Genomic DNA, 14,748 nt, shown 5'->3' with positions numbered 1-14,748 from the left:
TTTCCGTCACACGGTTCATCGCGTAGCTTGGGCTGCGTGAACCGGGGGGAACTCAGGCTGGCCGACGGCGAAAACCTGCTCTGGCAGTGTTCGCCGCGGCTCGTGCCGGCCGTGGTGAAGAACAGGAAGCTGCTCGTCGCGCTGTTCGTGCTCTGGTTGAGCGTGACCGGCTGGTTCGTGGTCTTCGGGGACGTCACGGGCGCGGTCGTCTCGATCGCCGTGGGTAGCGTCGCCGCGCTCGTCGCCCGGCAGCGGCAGAACGCCATCGAGCTGGTCGAGTACTTCGTGACCGACCGGCGGATCGTGGTCCACACCGACGAAGAAGGGAAGTTCGAAGAGCGGGTCTACCCGATGGCCGAGCTGCCTGAAGCGGTGCTGCGGCAGCACCCCGACGGCACCGGGACGATCACCTTCGCCGGCGCGGAGGACCGGCGCCTGCGCCGGGTCGTCCACTTCGACCGGTATGCCGAGCGCGACCTGGTGCTCCGCGCGATCGACCACGCACAGAAGGTGTACGAACACGTGCGCCGCGCGCGGGACTCGGCGGGAGGGGCCTCCGCAGAGTAGTGTTCGGCCATGTCAGCTGGCGAAATCGATCTTCTGCCCGGTGAACGCGTGCTCTGGGCGGGAGAGCCGGTCCAGCGTCCGCTCTACGTCTCCGCGGACGGGGTGATCGCCCCGGCCGGACTCGTCCTCGCCGCCGCCGCTCTCTGGTACCTGCTCACGAAGCAGCCGAGCGGCCTCACGATGGCCGCGGCCGTGGTGGCGCTGGTGCTCGGCGGCTACGGCGCGGTCGGCCGGTCCGTGGTCCGGTACCTGGCGCTCGGGCGCACGACCTACGCGGTGACGGACAGCCGGATCATCGCGCGCACCGGCTTGTTCCGGCAGAAGGAACGCTCCAGCGAGCTGGCCGGCCTGTCGGCGCCGGTCCTCAAGCCGGGACCGTCCCGCACCGGCACCATCGCGTTCGGCGAGTCCGGTTCGGTGACGTTGATGGGCGTCGGCGAGCCCAAGCGGGTCCGCGACCTGCTCACCAAGGCCATCGACGAGGCCAAGGGCCGCCAGGCCCCGCCGGAAGCGGACAGCTCAGCCGCCTGAGCGGGGCAACCTGCGCGACCCTCACGAGCGTCAGCCCGGCAAGGAGCGCCGGGAGGTCGCGGTGGATGTGCCGACGAACGTTCTGCTGCCGGGTGAGCGGCTGCTGTGGTCGGGACGGCCGCAGCGTCTCACCCTTGCTCGGTTCGACTTGTACCAGTTCGCAATCGGCCTGGTCTGGGGGATCGCGACCCTCGTGGTCCCGGTGGCCAGGCACGACCCGATGTCGATCTTCGAATGGGCCCTCGGGCTGAGTGGTCTCGCGTTCACCTGGGGGCCGGTCGTCGCCAGGTTGCGGGCGCGGCGCCGCGTCGAGTACGTCGTGACCGACCGGCGGATCGTGCTGGCCGATCGCTTCTCGGGAAGGACTGGCGCGTCGACGTATCTCGCCACGCTGCCGCCGCCGGTCGCCCGGATCCGGCAGGACGGCAGCGGAACCGTCGACTTCGGCAGGTTCTCGCGGATCGCTCCGGGGCCCGGTCCCTCGTCGTTCGGCCTGATGGTGACGGGCCTGGTCGCCGTGCCGGAGGCCGAGCGGGTGCGTGACCTGATCGCGCGGGCGCAGGCCCGGCCGGCCTGACCTCACCCGGACGTGTCCGATTCCACTGCCCGCATAAGTTACCGGCCGGTACACTCCATGAAACGTCCACCGCCGGAGGTGCCCAGTGCCGTACCCAACGGACCGCGAGCGAGACCGACCGTGGGTGATGCGGACCTACGCCGGGCACTCCTCCGCGGCCGCGTCGAACGAGCTCTACCGGCGCAACCTCGCGAAGGGGCAGACCGGGCTCTCGGTGGCCTTCGACCTGCCAACCCAGACCGGCTACGACCCGGACCACCAGCTCTCCCGCGGCGAGGTCGGCAAGGTCGGCGTGCCGGTGTCGCACCTCGGCGACATGCGGCGGCTCTTCGACGGCATCCCGCTCGCCGAGGCGAACACGTCGATGACGATCAACGCGCCCGCCATGTGGCTGCTCGCGCTGTACGTCTCCGTGGCGCGTGAGCAGGCCGAAGCCGAGGGCCGGGACGTCGACGAAGTCCTCGCCAAGCTCACCGGCACCACGCAGAACGACATCATCAAGGAGTACCTGTCCCGCGGGACCTACATCTTCCCGCCCGGACCGAGCCTGCGGCTGATCACCGACATGATCGCGTGGACCGTGCACCACGTGCCGAAATGGAACCCGATCAACATCTGCAGCTACCACCTGCAGGAAGCCGGCGCGACGCCGACGCAGGAGGTCGCGTACGCGCTGTGCACCGCGATCGCCGTGCTCGACGCCGTCCGGGACTCGGGGCAGGTCGACGCGGCCGACATGGCCAAGGTCGTCGCGCGGATCTCCTTCTTCGTCAACGCCGGCGTCCGGTTCGTCGAGGAGATGGCCAAGATGCGCGCGTTCACCGCGCTCTGGGACGAGCTCACCCGCGACCGTTACGGCGTAACGGATCCGAAGGCGCGCCGCCTGCGTTACGGCGTCCAGGTCAACTCGCTCGGCCTCACCGAGGCCCAGCCGGAGAACAACGTCCAGCGGATCGTGCTGGAGATGCTCGCGGTGTCGCTCTCCCGCGGCGCCCGCGCCCGCGCGATCCAGCTGCCCGCGTGGAACGAAGCCCTCGGCCTGCCCCGGCCGTGGGACCAGCAGTGGGCCCTGCGGATGCAGCAGGTGCTCGCGTTCGAGACGGACCTGCTGGAGTACGAGGACATCTTCGACGGCTCGCACGTCATCCAGGCCAAGGTCGACGAGATCATGGCCGGTGCCCGCGAGGAGATCGCCCGCGTGCAGGACCTCGGCGGCGCGGTCGCCGCCGTCGAGAGCGGCTACATGAAGTCGCAGCTGGTCACCTCCCTGGCCGAGTACCGCCGCGGGGTGGAGAACGGCGAGCGTGTCCTCGTCGGCGTCAACAAGTTCGAGACGACAGAGCCGTCGCCGCTGCAGGCCGAGGGCGCCAAGGCGATCGAGACGATCGACCCCGCCGTCGAGAAGGCCGCCGTCACCGCGATCGAGGAATGGCGGTCCCACCGCGACGACGGCGCCGTCGAGCGGTCGCTGACCGCGCTGAAGGAACGCGCGCAGACCACGGAAAACCTCTTCGAGGCCACTGTGGACTGTGCGCGGGCCGGGGTGACCACCGGCGAGTGGGCCGGCGCGCTGCGCGAAGTGTTCGGCGAATACCGGGCGCCCACCGGGGTGTCCGCGTCCGCCGTCGCCGGCGCGGGCGACCCGGAGCTGGAGCGGGTGCGCGCGCGGGTCCGGGAAACCGAAGCCGAGCTGGGCGAGCGGCTCCGGATCCTGGTCGGCAAGCCGGGCCTCGACGGCCACTCCAACGGCGCCGAGCAGGTCGCCGTCCGGGCGCGCGACGTCGGGTTCGAGGTCGTCTACCAGGGTATCCGCCTGACACCCGAGCAGATCGTCGCGGCCGCGGTGCAGGAGGGCGTGCACGTCGTCGGGCTCTCGGTGCTGTCCGGCTCGCACCTGGAGGTCGTCCCGCACGTCGTCGACGGCCTGCGCGCCGCGGGGGCGGGCGACGTGCCGGTGATCGTCGGCGGCATCATCCCGCCGGACGACGCCGCGCTGCTGACCGAGCGCGGCATCGCCCGGGTGTTCACGCCCAAGGACTACGAGCTGACCGGGATCATGGACGGCATCGTCTCGCTGATCCGGGAGCGCAACGGCCTCAGCTGAGCCCGGCCAGGATGTCCTTTGTGGACCGCACGGTGGCGAAGCCGCCGCCGTGCAGGTTGGTCGCCGTCGCGCGGTACAGCTCGTCGGCGGCGAGCACACTGCCGTCGGGGCCTTCGAGGTCGAACGTGAACGTGGCGTCGAGGGCGAAAGTCACGGCGTAGCCGAGGTTCCCGCCCATCCGCGCGGTGGTTTCGCAGCAGAAGTTCGTCTGGATGCCGGCCAGGACGAAGCTCGTGATGCCGCGCTTGCGCAGCCACGCGTCGAGGTCGACGTCGCCGATGAAGGCCGAGTTGACCTTCTTGCCGAACACCAGGTCCGCCCGCGCGCCGTCGAGTTCGGGCTTGAAGTCGTTGCCCGGCTGACCGGGGCGCAGCGGCGAGCCGGGCTTCGGCGAGTCGTGGTGCACGAGCACCACCGGGAGCCGCCGCTCCTGCCAGGCGTCGAGCAGCGCCTTGATGTTGGCTTCGGCGCCGGGATTGTTGCGCGGGCCCCAGAACTCCGGGTCGTCGAACCCGCGCTGGACGTCGATGAGGATGAGTGCCGTTTCGGTCATGCCCTCGAGTCTCGCGATCGTGACGGGCTCGGGGGAGTGGCAGAAGACGCGCGATGCGGTACTTTCCTGCCATGCGCACCATCGGCGTCCTGCTGCTGCCGGGCACCCGGATGTTCGACCTCGCGGTGATCGGCGAGGTGTGGGGCCAGGACCGGACCGACAGCGGGATCGGCCCCTTCACCGTGCGGCTGTGCAGCCCCGGCCGGGTCCGCACGGCCGTGTCGCCGTTCGGCGACGTCGCCGCGACCCACGGGCTCGCCGGGCTCGACGGCTGCGACCTCGTGCTGGCACCCGGCCGCGACGACCCGCTCGCCGCCGTGCCCGCGGCGGCGGGCACCGCGCTGCGGCGGGCTCACCGGGAGGGGCGGACCGTCGCCGGGCTGTGCTCCGGGGCGTTCACCCTCGCCACCGCCGGCCTGCTCGACGGCCGTCCGGCGACGACGCACTGGCGCGACCTCGACGCCCTGGCCCGCGTCGCGCCGCGGGCGGACCTGCACCGCGATGTCCTGTACACCGACGACGGGGGCGTGCTGACGTCCGCGGGTGTCGTCGGCGGCCTCGACCTGTGCCTGTACCTGGTCCGGCGCGACCACGGCGCGGACGTCGCCGCCGCACTCGCCCGGCGCTTGGTGATGCCACCGGCCCGTGAAGGCGGGCAGCGGCAGTACGTCGACAACCCGTTGCCGCCGGCGGCTTCCCAGCCCGGAATGGCGTCCACAATGGACTGGGCGCTGGCCCGCCTCGGCTCCGGGATCGGCGTCGAGGACCTCGTCGGGCACGCGCGGATGAGCGAGCGGACGTTCCACCGCGAGTTCGCCGCGGCCACGGGCGTGACGCCGGGCCGCTGGCTGCGCGTGCAGCGCGTCCGGTACGCGCAGCGGCTGCTGGAGACGACGGCGCTGCCCGTCGAGCGGGTCGCGCAGCGGTCGGGTTTGGGCACGGCGGCCAACCTGCGGCGGCGGATGCGGGCCGAGGTGGGCGTCGGCCCGGACAGTTACCGGCGCACATTCCGCTCCGGAGGGGCTACGGTCGGGGAATGTACGAGCACCTCCTGATGAGCCGGGACGGCGATACCGTCACGATCACCATGAACCGGCCGGAGCGGCGCAACTCGCTGTCCGCGGACCACCTCGCCGAGCTGCTCGTCGCGTTCCGCGCGGCGGGGACGTCCGACGCGACCGGCGTCGTGCTGGCCGGCGCGGGACCGGTGTTCTCCGCGGGGCACGACTTCGGCGACGTGGCCAAGCGCGACCTGATGGGCGTGCGCGAGCTGCTGACGTTGTGCACCGACCTGATGAAGACCATGCAGTCGATCCCGCAGGTGGTCGTCGCGCGGGTGCATGGCCTGGCGACCGCGGCGGGCTGTCAGCTCGTGGCGTCGTGCGACCTGGCCGTGGCCGCCGAGTCGGCGGGTTTCGCGCTGCCGGGCGGCAAGGGCGGCTGGTTCTGCCACACGCCGGCGGTGCCGGTGGCGCGCGCGATCGGCCGCAAGCGGCTGATGGAGATGGCACTGACGGGCGACGTCGTCGACGCGGCGACCGCGCTCGACTGGGGCCTGGTCAACCGGGTGGTGCCCGACGATCAGCTCGACGACGCCGTCGGGGACCTGCTGTCGCGGGCGACGCGCGGCAGCCGCGCCAGCAAGTCGATGGGCAAGGTGACGCTCTACGCCCAGCTCGACCGGCCCGAGGCCGACGCGTACGCGATCGCGCTGGAGGTCATGGCCGCGGCGTCGCAGCTGCCCGGCGCCCGCGAAGGCATGGCGGCGTTCCTGGAGAAGCGCAAGCCGTCCTGGCCCGACTAACCCTCGAAGCGTCACTTTCACAGGGAACGTTTTGCGCGGCCGGGTGGACCATCGAGCGGCTCACCGAGCTGCTCGGGCTGTCGAAGGGCTCCTTTTACCACCATTTCAAGGGCCTGAGCGGCTACCGCACCGCGCTGCCGGAGCACTTCGAGGCCGGATGCACCACGCGGTTCGTGGAGCAGGCCGAACCTGACGGTCCAAGCGGTGCCACGCGGCTTCCGGGTCGGCACGGTCGTGCACTTCCACAACCGCGTCGGGCCGGCCTACTTCGCGCTGATCAAGCCGTTCCACCACCTGGTGATCCGCGGGATGCTCAAGGCCGGTGCCGCTCGACGAGCATGAGCCGGCCCCACGCGGCGATCGACTGCGCGTCGGTGATCTCGTCGGCGAGGATCATCTTCTCGACGTCCGCGCGGGAGAACCACGCGCTGCGCATGTCCTGCTCCTCGTGCTCGCGCTCCGGCTCGCCTTCGGTGATGTCCGTGGCGAGGAACACCCAGCCGCGCTGGCTGCTCATCCCGGGCGCGACGTCGAGCTTGCCGAGCGCGACCATCGAGCCGGCGCGCAGCCCGGTCTCCTCGCGCAGTTCGCGCACGGCGAGTTCGGCGGGCGGCACGTCCGCCAGCCCGGGCGCGGTGCCCTGCGGGAACTCCCAGCGTCGCTCGCCGATCGGGTAGCGGAACTGCTCGACCAGCCGGAACCGGTCGCCGTCCTGGGCGATGACGAGGGCGTAGGCCGGCTTGTCGATCACGCCGTAGATGCCGGCCGAGCCGTCGGAGCGGCGGATCTCGTCCTCCCGCACGGTCATCCAGTTGTTCCGGTACACCTCGCGGGACGCGACACGCTGAATGGGGTCCACGCGCCCAGTATCACCGACCCTGTCCTACCCTCCTCGGGTGCGTCTCGTGATCGCGCGGTGCCAGGTCGACTACGCCGGCCGGCTGACCGCCCACCTGCCGATGGCCACCCGCCTGCTGCTCGTCAAGTCCGACGGCTCGGTGTCGGTGCACTCCGACGACCGTGCGTACAAGCCGTTGAACTGGATGAGCCCGCCCTGCTGGCTGATCGAGGACGGCCCGCTCTGGATCGTCGAAAACAAGCAGGGCGAGAAGCTGGTGATCTCCATCGAGGAGGTCTTCCACGACTACTCCCAGGCGCTGGGCGCGGAACCGGGCCTGCAGAAGGACGGCGTCGAGGCGCACCTGCAGGAACTGCTGGCCGAGCACATCAAGACCCTCGGCGACGGCTACACGCTGGTCCGCCGCGAGTTCCCGACGGCGATCGGCCCGGTCGACATCATGGCCCGCGACGCCGACGGCCGGTCGGTGGCGGTCGAGATCAAGCGCCGCGGCGAAATCGACGGCGTCGAGCAGCTGACGCGCTACCTGGAGCTGCTCAACCGCGACCCGCTGCTGGCTCCGGTGCAGGGCGTGTTCGCGGCGCAGATCATCAAGCCGCAGGCCCGCACGCTGGCCGAGGACCGCGGCATCCGCTGCCTGACGCTGGACTACGACGAGCTGCGCGGCATCGAGTCCGACGAGTTCCGGCTGTTCTGACGTGGTCGAGCCCGGTCGTCACGTCCACTACAAGGGCGGCGAGTACGAGGTGCTCGGCGTGGCCCGCCACAGCGAGACCGAAGAGGAGCTCGTGGTGTATCGCGCGCTCTACGGCGAGATGGGGCTTTGGGTCCGCCCGGTGGCGATGTTCACCGAGACCGTCGAAACCGCCGGCGGCCCGGTGCCGCGGTTCCGGCGCGTGACGGACTGAAGCCGTACCGTTGAAAAATTGGTCCCGGGATCGCCCGAAAGGGCACCTCCTGGCGCCGATACCGAATCGATGCCGAAATCAATGTATCTGATTCTTCGTTGAATACTCCACCAGGAAATTCTTGACCCGATAGCCCCCGTAGTGGTGGCAGATATTTTTTTCACGGCGATTCCTGCGCTGTTCGGGTGAGTTTCGGATCCCTTTGGCTGTCCTCGTGCGACACTCGATTTCGAGGGGTTCCGCCGGTGCGTCCGGCGTGGCCGGAGGGTGGCGTGCTCGGCCGTCTTTAGTTGTCGTGCCAACGTTTCAGTCCGCCTTCGAGCTCGGTGTGCTCATGCCATCCGGCCGGTATGCGCGCGATTTCATCTGCACGAAGGAGGATGTCATGCGTTATCGCCCACTCGGTTCCGATCCGGCCGACCCGCGCCTGGGCCGGTTGATTCCGGACGACTGGCGGCACGTGGAAAGGTATCCGCTGTCCGCGATGCCCGCGGGCAAGCCGCTCGGCCCCAGGCCGGTCGTGATCGGGATCAACTGGTACTCCGCGTTCGACCAGCCGGAGAAGGACGAGAGGTCCGGCGAGTACTTCATCGCGAAGGACGGCGCCAAGAAGATCGGCCACATCCGCGGCGGCCACTGTGTGTGCCTCGAACCGGGCGGCGCGAAGCAGGACATCGACGACTGGTACAAGTTCTACGACCAGGGCCAGGAGGGTGCCTGTGTCGGGTTCGGCTGGTCGCGCTGCATGTCGATCTTCAATGGCAAGGAGTACGCGGCCCGCTGGCTCTGGGACCAGGCCAAGAAGCGCGACGAGTGGCCCGAGACCAACCCCGGCGACACGAACGGCACGTCGGTTCGCGCCGCGGCCGAGGTCCTCAAGGAAAAGGGGCACGTCGTCTTCGACCCCGCCGACGCCGACGACGACTGGCAGGCCCGGGAGAACTACACACCCGACGCCGGGGAGGGCATCACGATGTTCCGCTGGGCGAAGTCGGTCGCCGAGGTGCACACCGTGCTCGCCAACCCGCGGGCCGACGAGCTGGGTGCCGTGCCGATCCTCAACTCGTGGGGCCCGGGCTTCCCGCACCGGACCTATCTGCCCGACGACGTCCTCGCCGTCCTGATCCACGAAGAGGGGTCCGAGTTCGCCGTTCCGACCGACCGCTGATCGGCGCACCGCTCCCGCGGCGCGCGTGAACGAGGGCGCGTCTTCCCTGGTCAAGGCCGGGAAGACGCGCCCTCTGTGCACTTTGGACGCGTCAGCGTGCCGACCCTGAATCCATGCAGTACTGTCCGGATCCGACAGGGTGGTGGTGATTCCTGTCGGATATTGTCCTGTCTGAAAAGGTACTGCCGGAGGTGGGTCGGGTGCTCGTCCTAGCCGATGCGAACCTGCGACTCGACGCGAGCGCGATCGACTACATCGAGTTGGCGTTCTACTTCGTGCTCGTGCTGGGCATCGGATATCTCGCGCGACGGCAGGTGTCGAGCAGCCTCGACTTCTTCCTGTCCGGCCGTTCGCTGCCCGCCTGGGTCACGGGTCTCGCGTTCATTTCGGCGAACCTCGGCGCGGTCGAGGTCATGGGCATGTCGGCCAACGGCGCCAAGTACGGCCTGCCGACCGTGCACTACTTCTGGATCGGCGCCATCCCCGCGATGCTGTTCCTCGGCATCGTGATGATGCCGTTCTACTACGGCTCGAAGGTCCGCAGCGTCCCCGAGTTCATGCGACGGCGCTTCGGCAAGCCGGCTCACCTGGTCAACGGCATCAGCTTCGCCACCGCCCAGATCCTGATCGCGGGCGCCAACCTGTTCCTGCTGGCCAGTGTCGTGAAGCTGCTTCTCGGCTGGCCGCTGTGGGTGTCGATCGTCGTCGCCGCCGCGATCGTGCTCTCCTACACCGCGCTCGGCGGCCTCTCCGCGGCGATCTACAACGAGGTCCTGCAGTTCTTCGTGATCGTCATCGCGCTGGTGCCCCTGACGATCATCGGCCTGGTCAAGGTCGGCGGCTGGCAGGGCCTGGTCGAGAAGGTGACCAACAGCCCGGGCGGCAGCGCGCAGCTGCACTCGTGGCCCGGTGACAACCTGACCGGCTTCGGCAACAACATCCTGTCGATCCTCGGCATCGTCTTCGGCCTCGGCTTCGTGCTCTCCTTCGGGTACTGGACGACGAACTTCGTCGAGGTGCAGCGCGCGATGGCGTCGAAGAGCATGTCCGCCGCGCGGCGCACGCCGATCATCGGCGCGTTCCCGAAGATGCTGGTCCCGTTCATCGTGATCATCCCCGGCATGATCGCCGCGGTCACCGTGTCGGAGTACGTGAAGGACAAGCAGATCCTCCTGGACGGCGGCACGGCGCCGAGCGGCGTGACGTTCAACAACGCGCTCCTGCTGCTGATGCGCGACCTGCTGCCGAACGGCATGCTGGGCATCGCGATCGCCGGTCTGCTGGCTTCGTTCATGGCCGGCATGGCGGCGAACCTCAGCTCGTTCAACACGGTCTTCACCTACGACATCTGGCAGACCTACGTCCAGAAGGACAAGCCGGACCACTACTACCTCAACTTCGGCCGCGTGGTGACGTCGGCCGGCACGATCCTCGCGATCGGCACCGCGTTCATCGCGTCGCAGTCCAGCAATATCCTGGACTACCTGCAGGACCTGTTCTCGTTCTTCAACGCGCCGCTGTTCGCGACGTTCATCCTCGGCATGTTCTGGAAGCGGATGACCCCGCACGCGGGCTGGAGCGGCCTGGTCCTCGGCACCGGCTCGGCGGTCACCGTCTGGGCCCTGTCGAAGGCCGGGGTGCTGGGCCTCACCGGCCAGGGCATCAGCTTCGTCGCCGCGGGGACCGCGTTCGTCGTCGACATCGTGGTGAGCGTCGCCGTGTCGCTGGCGACCCGGCCGAAGCCGGACGAGGAGCTGGTCGGGCTGGTCTACTCGCTGACCCCGAAGGAAACCCGGCAGCACGACGCCACCGGCGAGAACGCGGGCTGGTACCGCAAGCCGGGGCTGCTCGCGGGCATCGTGCTGATCCTGACCATCGCCCTGAACGCCATCTTCTAGGAGGTCGGAATGGCTACCGAGTCGCAGCCGCGGGCGCACAAGGCGGGCGCGTTCGACATCCGGCTGATCATCGCCCTGCTGATCGGCGTGTACGGCGTCATCCTGACGATCATGGGCGCCGCCTTCACCTCCGACGAGGAGATCGCGAAGGCGGCCGACGTGAACATCAACCTGTGGGCCGGCATCGGCATGCTGGTGGTCTCGGCGCTGTTCATCCTTTGGGCCAAGCTCCGGCCGCTCGTCGTGCCGGCCGAGCCCGAGGGCGACGACACACCGGCCGCCGCGGGCGAATAGCCGGGTTGTCCGGACAGCGGGCCGACGTTGCCGCTACCGTGCTCGGCGTGTTCCCCGACGTTCGGCGCCGCCGTCTCCCGAAGCTGTTCCTGCTGGTCACCGCCCTCGCGTTGCCGCTGACCGCGTGCGGGCAGGACCTCGGCAAGTCCAACTTCGCCCGGACGACGGTGCCCGCCGCGGCGGGCACCGGCCAGGTCGCCGACGGGCCGATCACCGACGCCGCCGTGGCGGCGGACGTGCTCCGCGTGATCCAGCCGTGCCAGTTCCTGACCAAGGACGCCCTCGGCGCGCTGGGGCTCGGCACGGTCGACGAGGACCCGTCGCCGTCGTCGATCGCCTTCGACAGCTGCAGCAACAAGGTGAAGGACCCCGGTGGCAAGGAGATGCGCCTCGACCTCGGGATCGGCAGCGCCACCCTGCTGCCGCGGGCGGACAAGACGACCGGTCAGGCCGGCGGGCTGCCGCTGCGCGTGAACAAGACCGGCGACGCCGACTGCACCGTCGCGGCGATGACCGCGCTGAACCCGGATCTGGCGCTCGCGGTGTCGGTCACCTACGCCGGCGACCCCTGCCGTCCCGGGCAGGCGCTCGTCGAGGCCGTCGTGCAGAAGGTGCACAACTCGCCGGAGAAGTACTCGACCCCGCCGGGCACCGTGCTGACCGCCGACCCGTGCGCGATGGCCGACACCGCGGTGGTCGCCTCCGCCGTGCCGTCGGCGAAGTCCGCGCCGTCGGGCCTGCACTCCTGCGAGTGGAAGGGCAGCGTCGCGGGCCCGGGGGTGACGGTCGGGTTCCTGCCGGGCCTGCCCCCGCTCGCCGGCGACGGTTACTCCAAGGTGGACCTCGGCAACGGCGTCACCGGGTTCCAGAAGCCCGACACCGGGAGCTCGGCCCGGTGCCGGGTCCAGTGGCAGCACCGGCCGTGGCAGGGCGACGACGTCGAACTGGCCCAGGTGGAGTACCGGGGCTATGCCGACAGTGGCGGCGACCCGTGCGGCAAGGCGGTGACCGTCGCGAAGAACGTGGTCACCAAGCTCCCCAAACCCTGATCCGGTCCTGCTCTGGCGGCGGGCCGCGCGGGGAGGTAGGAAGGGGGCACCCACCCGCCGATGTGCCGGAGGCTGCCGTGAAGAAGATCATCAACGATCCGGCGAACGTGGTCGCCGAGTCGCTGCGGGGGCTCGCCGCCGCGCACGCCGACATCCTCCGCGTCCAGTACGACCCGGACGTCGTGATCAGAGCCGACGCGCCGGTCGCGGGCAAGGTCGCCGTCATCTCCGGCGGCGGGTCCGGGCACGAGCCGCTGCACGGCGGCTTCGTCGGCCGGGGCATGCTCGCCGCCGCCGTGCCCGGCGCGGTGTTCACCTCGCCGACGCCGGACGCCGTGCAGGCCGCGGTCAGCGCCACCACCGGCGACGCGGGCGCGCTGCTCATCGTCAAGAACTACACCGGCGACGTGCTGAACTTCGAGACGGCCGCCGAGCTGGCCGCCGCCGACGGCCTCGACGTCCGCAGCGTCGTGATCGACGACGACGTCGCGGTCAAGGACTCGACGTACACCGCGGGCCGCCGCGGGGTCGGCGGCACGGTGCTGCTGGAGAAGATCACCGGCGCCGCCGCCGAGCGCGGCGACTCGCTCGACGCCGTCACCGCCTTGGCGCAGAAGGTGATCGGCCAGGTCCGGTCGATCGGCGTCGCGCTCACCGCGCCGACCGTGCCGCACGCCGGCACGCCGAGCTTCGACCTCGGCGAGGGCGAAGTCGAGTTCGGCATCGGCATCCACGGCGAGCCCGGCCGCGAGCGGATTCCCGCCGAACCGGCCGACGCGCTCGTGGCCCGGATGGTCGAGGCGGTCGTCTCGGACCTGCCCTTCGCCTCGGGCGACCGCGTGCTGCTGTTCACCAACTCCATGGGCGGCACCCCGCTCGTCGAGCTGTACCTGGCCCACGGCATCGCCGAGCGGCTGCTGGCCGACCGTGGGATCGTGGTCGAACGCCGGCTGGTCGGGCCGTACATCACCAGCCTCGAGATGCAGGGGATGAGTCTGACGGTGCTCAAACTGGACGACGACCTGACCGAGCTGTGGGACGCCCCGGTCAACACCGCGGCGCTGCGGTGGGGGCTCTGATGAGCTGCAAGGCCGAAGGGGTCGCGGCGGCCGTGCGCGCCGCCGCGGTGGTGGTCGCCGAGCACCGCGCCGAGCTGATCGACCTCGACCGCGCCATCGGCGACGGCGACCACGGCGAGAACCTGAACCGCGGGTTCGCGGCCGTCGTCGCGGCGCTCGATTCCGCTGTTCCGGACACGCCGGGCGGGGTGCTGAAGCTCGTCGCGACGACGTTGATCTCCAAGGTCGGCGGAGCGGCGGGCCCGTTGTACGGCACGGCTTTCCTGCGTGCCTCGACGAAGCTCGGTGCGGCCTCCGATCTCGACGTCCCGGCGCTGCTGGACGCGCTGCGCGCCGGTCTCGAAGGCGTCCAAGCCCGTGGGAAGGCCGTGGGCGGCGACGCGACCATGGTCGACGCCCTGATCCCCGCGGTGTCGGCCGCTGAGAAGGCGGCCGAGGACGGCGGCGACGTCGCCGCGGTGCTGACCGCTGCCGCCGACGCGGCCGACCGCGGCGCGGAGTCCACAGTGGACCTTGTGCCGCGCAAGGGCCGCGCGTCCTACCTCGGCGAGCGCGCGGTCGGGCACATGGACCCCGGCGCCCGTTCGTCGGCGCTGCTGCTGCGGGCGTTCGCGGAGGCCGCCCGGTGAGCGTTGGGATCGTGCTCGTGTCGCACAGTGCGAAGCTCGCCGAGGGATTGGCCGAGCTGGCCGCCCAGATGGCGCCGGACGTCACCATCGTGCCCGCCGGCGGCCTGGCGGACGGGTCCATCGGCACGGACTACGACGAGGTCGTCGCGGCCACCCAGCGCGCCGACCACGGCGACGGGGTCGTGCTCCTGTACGACCTCGGCAGCGCGCAGATGACCGCCGAGCTCGCCGTCGAGTCGCTGGCCGACCCGTCGGCGGCCGTCGTCGCGGACGGCCCGCTGGTGGAGGGCGCGATCGCCGCGGCGGTCGCGGCGCAGGCCGGGAAGGACCGCAAGGCGGTGGCGGAGGCCGCCGCGACGGCCGGGCTACCCGAGGACCTGGCGCCCGCGGAGGCCACGGCCGACAGTGCCGAAATCGAGCTGGAGCTGCGCAACGACGTCGGGTTGCACGCCCGGCCGGCCGCCTTGCTCGTGCGCGCGCTGAGCGAGTTCGACGCCGAGGTCACCGTCCGGCTCGGTGACCAGGAGGCCGACGGCCACAGCGTGCTGGCCCTGATGTCGCTCGGTGCCCGCCAGGGTGACCGGATCCGCGTCCGGGCGCGCGGCCCGCAGGCGTCTGCCGCGCTGGACAAGGCGAAGGAGCTGGTCGACGGCGATTTCGGCGAGTGAAGCCATCGTCGCCGACTGGGTGACTTGAGCGGTACTGACTCGATTCCGTCTGGGCTTCCG

18 protein-coding genes are annotated in these 14,748 nt (G+C 70.6%); 16 read left to right on the top strand and 2 right to left on the bottom strand.

Annotated features, from left to right (window positions below; all coding sequences use genetic code 11):
- Positions 1 to 36: 36 nt before the first annotated feature.
- From CF165_RS15470 to CF165_RS15455, 4 genes are all read left to right on the top strand, one after another.
- On the top strand, positions 37 to 567 hold the full coding sequence (locus CF165_RS15470; RefSeq protein ID WP_143268597.1) for a hypothetical protein: 531 nt from the start codon (positions 37 to 39) through the stop codon (positions 565 to 567).
- 9 nt (positions 568 to 576) lie between these two features.
- Positions 577 to 1,098, top strand: a complete 522-nt coding sequence (locus tag CF165_RS15465) for a PH domain-containing protein (protein WP_093948198.1) — start codon at positions 577 to 579, stop codon at positions 1,096 to 1,098.
- Positions 1,099 to 1,159: 61 nt separating this feature from the next.
- A complete protein-coding gene (locus CF165_RS15460) occupies positions 1,160 to 1,675 on the top strand; it encodes a hypothetical protein (RefSeq protein WP_093948197.1) in 516 nt (171 codons plus the stop codon).
- A gap of 85 nt (positions 1,676 to 1,760) precedes the next feature.
- Positions 1,761 to 3,779 (top strand): protein meaA, encoded by a 2,019-nt coding sequence (locus CF165_RS15455; RefSeq protein ID WP_093948196.1) that lies wholly within the window; start codon positions 1,761 to 1,763, stop codon positions 3,777 to 3,779.
- Here the strand turns inward: CF165_RS15455 and CF165_RS15450 are convergent.
- Positions 3,772 to 4,332, bottom strand: a complete 561-nt coding sequence (locus CF165_RS15450) for a cysteine hydrolase family protein (protein WP_093948195.1) — start codon at positions 4,330 to 4,332, stop codon at positions 3,772 to 3,774. The genes CF165_RS15455 and CF165_RS15450 overlap by 8 nt on opposite strands.
- Positions 4,333 to 4,403: 71 nt before the next feature.
- Between CF165_RS15450 and CF165_RS15445 the strand changes: the two genes are divergently transcribed.
- The 3 genes from CF165_RS15445 to CF165_RS15430 all read left to right on the top strand — a co-directional run bounded on the left by CF165_RS15445 (position 4,404) and on the right by CF165_RS15430 (position 6,478).
- A complete protein-coding gene (locus tag CF165_RS15445; protein ID WP_093948194.1) occupies positions 4,404 to 5,387 on the top strand; it encodes a GlxA family transcriptional regulator in 984 nt (327 codons plus the stop codon).
- Positions 5,369 to 6,136 carry an enoyl-CoA hydratase-related protein gene (locus tag CF165_RS15440; protein ID WP_093948193.1) on the top strand — a complete coding sequence of 256 codons (768 nt, stop codon included), beginning with the start codon at positions 5,369 to 5,371 and terminating at the stop codon, positions 6,134 to 6,136. Before CF165_RS15445 ends, CF165_RS15440 begins: the two co-directional genes overlap by 19 nt.
- 189 nt (positions 6,137 to 6,325) lie before the next feature.
- Positions 6,326 to 6,478, top strand: coding sequence for a DUF2867 domain-containing protein (locus CF165_RS15430; RefSeq protein WP_500676261.1), 153 nt, complete (start codon positions 6,326 to 6,328; stop codon positions 6,476 to 6,478).
- On the opposite strand, the gene CF165_RS15425 is transcribed toward CF165_RS15430, so the two are convergent.
- Complete coding sequence (locus tag CF165_RS15425) at positions 6,450 to 6,995, bottom strand: NUDIX domain-containing protein (protein ID WP_093948192.1); 546 nt, start codon at positions 6,993 to 6,995, stop codon at positions 6,450 to 6,452. The two genes, CF165_RS15430 and CF165_RS15425, sit on opposite strands and share 29 nt — an antisense overlap.
- A gap of 37 nt (positions 6,996 to 7,032) precedes the next feature.
- Here CF165_RS15425 and nucS point away from each other — a divergent pair, with 37 nt between their 5' ends.
- From nucS to dhaM, 9 genes are all read left to right on the top strand, one after another.
- Positions 7,033 to 7,692 (top strand): endonuclease NucS, encoded by a 660-nt coding sequence (gene nucS, locus CF165_RS15420; protein WP_167441446.1) that lies wholly within the window; start codon positions 7,033 to 7,035, stop codon positions 7,690 to 7,692.
- Between the two features lies 1 nt (position 7,693).
- Complete coding sequence (locus tag CF165_RS15415; RefSeq protein WP_093948190.1) at positions 7,694 to 7,903, top strand: DUF1653 domain-containing protein; 210 nt, start codon at positions 7,694 to 7,696, stop codon at positions 7,901 to 7,903.
- Positions 7,904 to 8,288: 385 nt separating this feature from the next.
- Positions 8,289 to 9,071: a hypothetical protein gene (locus tag CF165_RS15410; RefSeq protein WP_093948189.1), complete on the top strand. Its 783-nt coding sequence runs from the start codon at positions 8,289 to 8,291 to the stop codon at positions 9,069 to 9,071.
- Between the two features lie 200 nt (positions 9,072 to 9,271).
- The gene (locus tag CF165_RS15405) at positions 9,272 to 10,969 is read left to right on the top strand and encodes a sodium:solute symporter family protein (RefSeq protein ID WP_093948188.1); all 1,698 of its coding nucleotides are present in this window, start codon (positions 9,272 to 9,274) and stop codon (positions 10,967 to 10,969) included.
- Between the two features lie 9 nt (positions 10,970 to 10,978).
- Positions 10,979 to 11,263: a hypothetical protein gene (locus CF165_RS15400; RefSeq protein ID WP_093948187.1), complete on the top strand. Its 285-nt coding sequence runs from the start codon at positions 10,979 to 10,981 to the stop codon at positions 11,261 to 11,263.
- 47 nt (positions 11,264 to 11,310) lie between these two features.
- On the top strand, positions 11,311 to 12,312 hold the full coding sequence (locus CF165_RS15395; RefSeq protein WP_240521617.1) for a DUF3558 domain-containing protein: 1,002 nt from the start codon (positions 11,311 to 11,313) through the stop codon (positions 12,310 to 12,312).
- 77 nt (positions 12,313 to 12,389) lie between these two features.
- Positions 12,390 to 13,391, top strand: coding sequence for a dihydroxyacetone kinase subunit DhaK (gene dhaK / locus CF165_RS15390; protein ID WP_093948185.1), 1,002 nt, complete (start codon positions 12,390 to 12,392; stop codon positions 13,389 to 13,391).
- The gene (dhaL, locus tag CF165_RS15385; RefSeq protein ID WP_093948184.1) at positions 13,391 to 14,020 is read left to right on the top strand and encodes a dihydroxyacetone kinase subunit DhaL; all 630 of its coding nucleotides are present in this window, start codon (positions 13,391 to 13,393) and stop codon (positions 14,018 to 14,020) included. The genes dhaK and dhaL overlap by 1 nt, the downstream gene beginning before the upstream one ends.
- Positions 14,017 to 14,688 (top strand): dihydroxyacetone kinase phosphoryl donor subunit DhaM, encoded by a 672-nt coding sequence (dhaM, locus tag CF165_RS15380; RefSeq protein WP_093948183.1) that lies wholly within the window; start codon positions 14,017 to 14,019, stop codon positions 14,686 to 14,688. Before dhaL ends, dhaM begins: the two co-directional genes overlap by 4 nt.
- Positions 14,689 to 14,748 lie beyond the last annotated feature (60 nt).

It is taken from the genome of Amycolatopsis vastitatis, assembly GCF_002234595.1.
Classification (GTDB): Bacteria; Actinomycetota; Actinomycetes; order Mycobacteriales; family Pseudonocardiaceae; genus Amycolatopsis; species Amycolatopsis vastitatis.
Note: the sequence above shows the minus strand (reverse complement) of the source record. Positions and strands in the feature narration are given on the sequence as shown.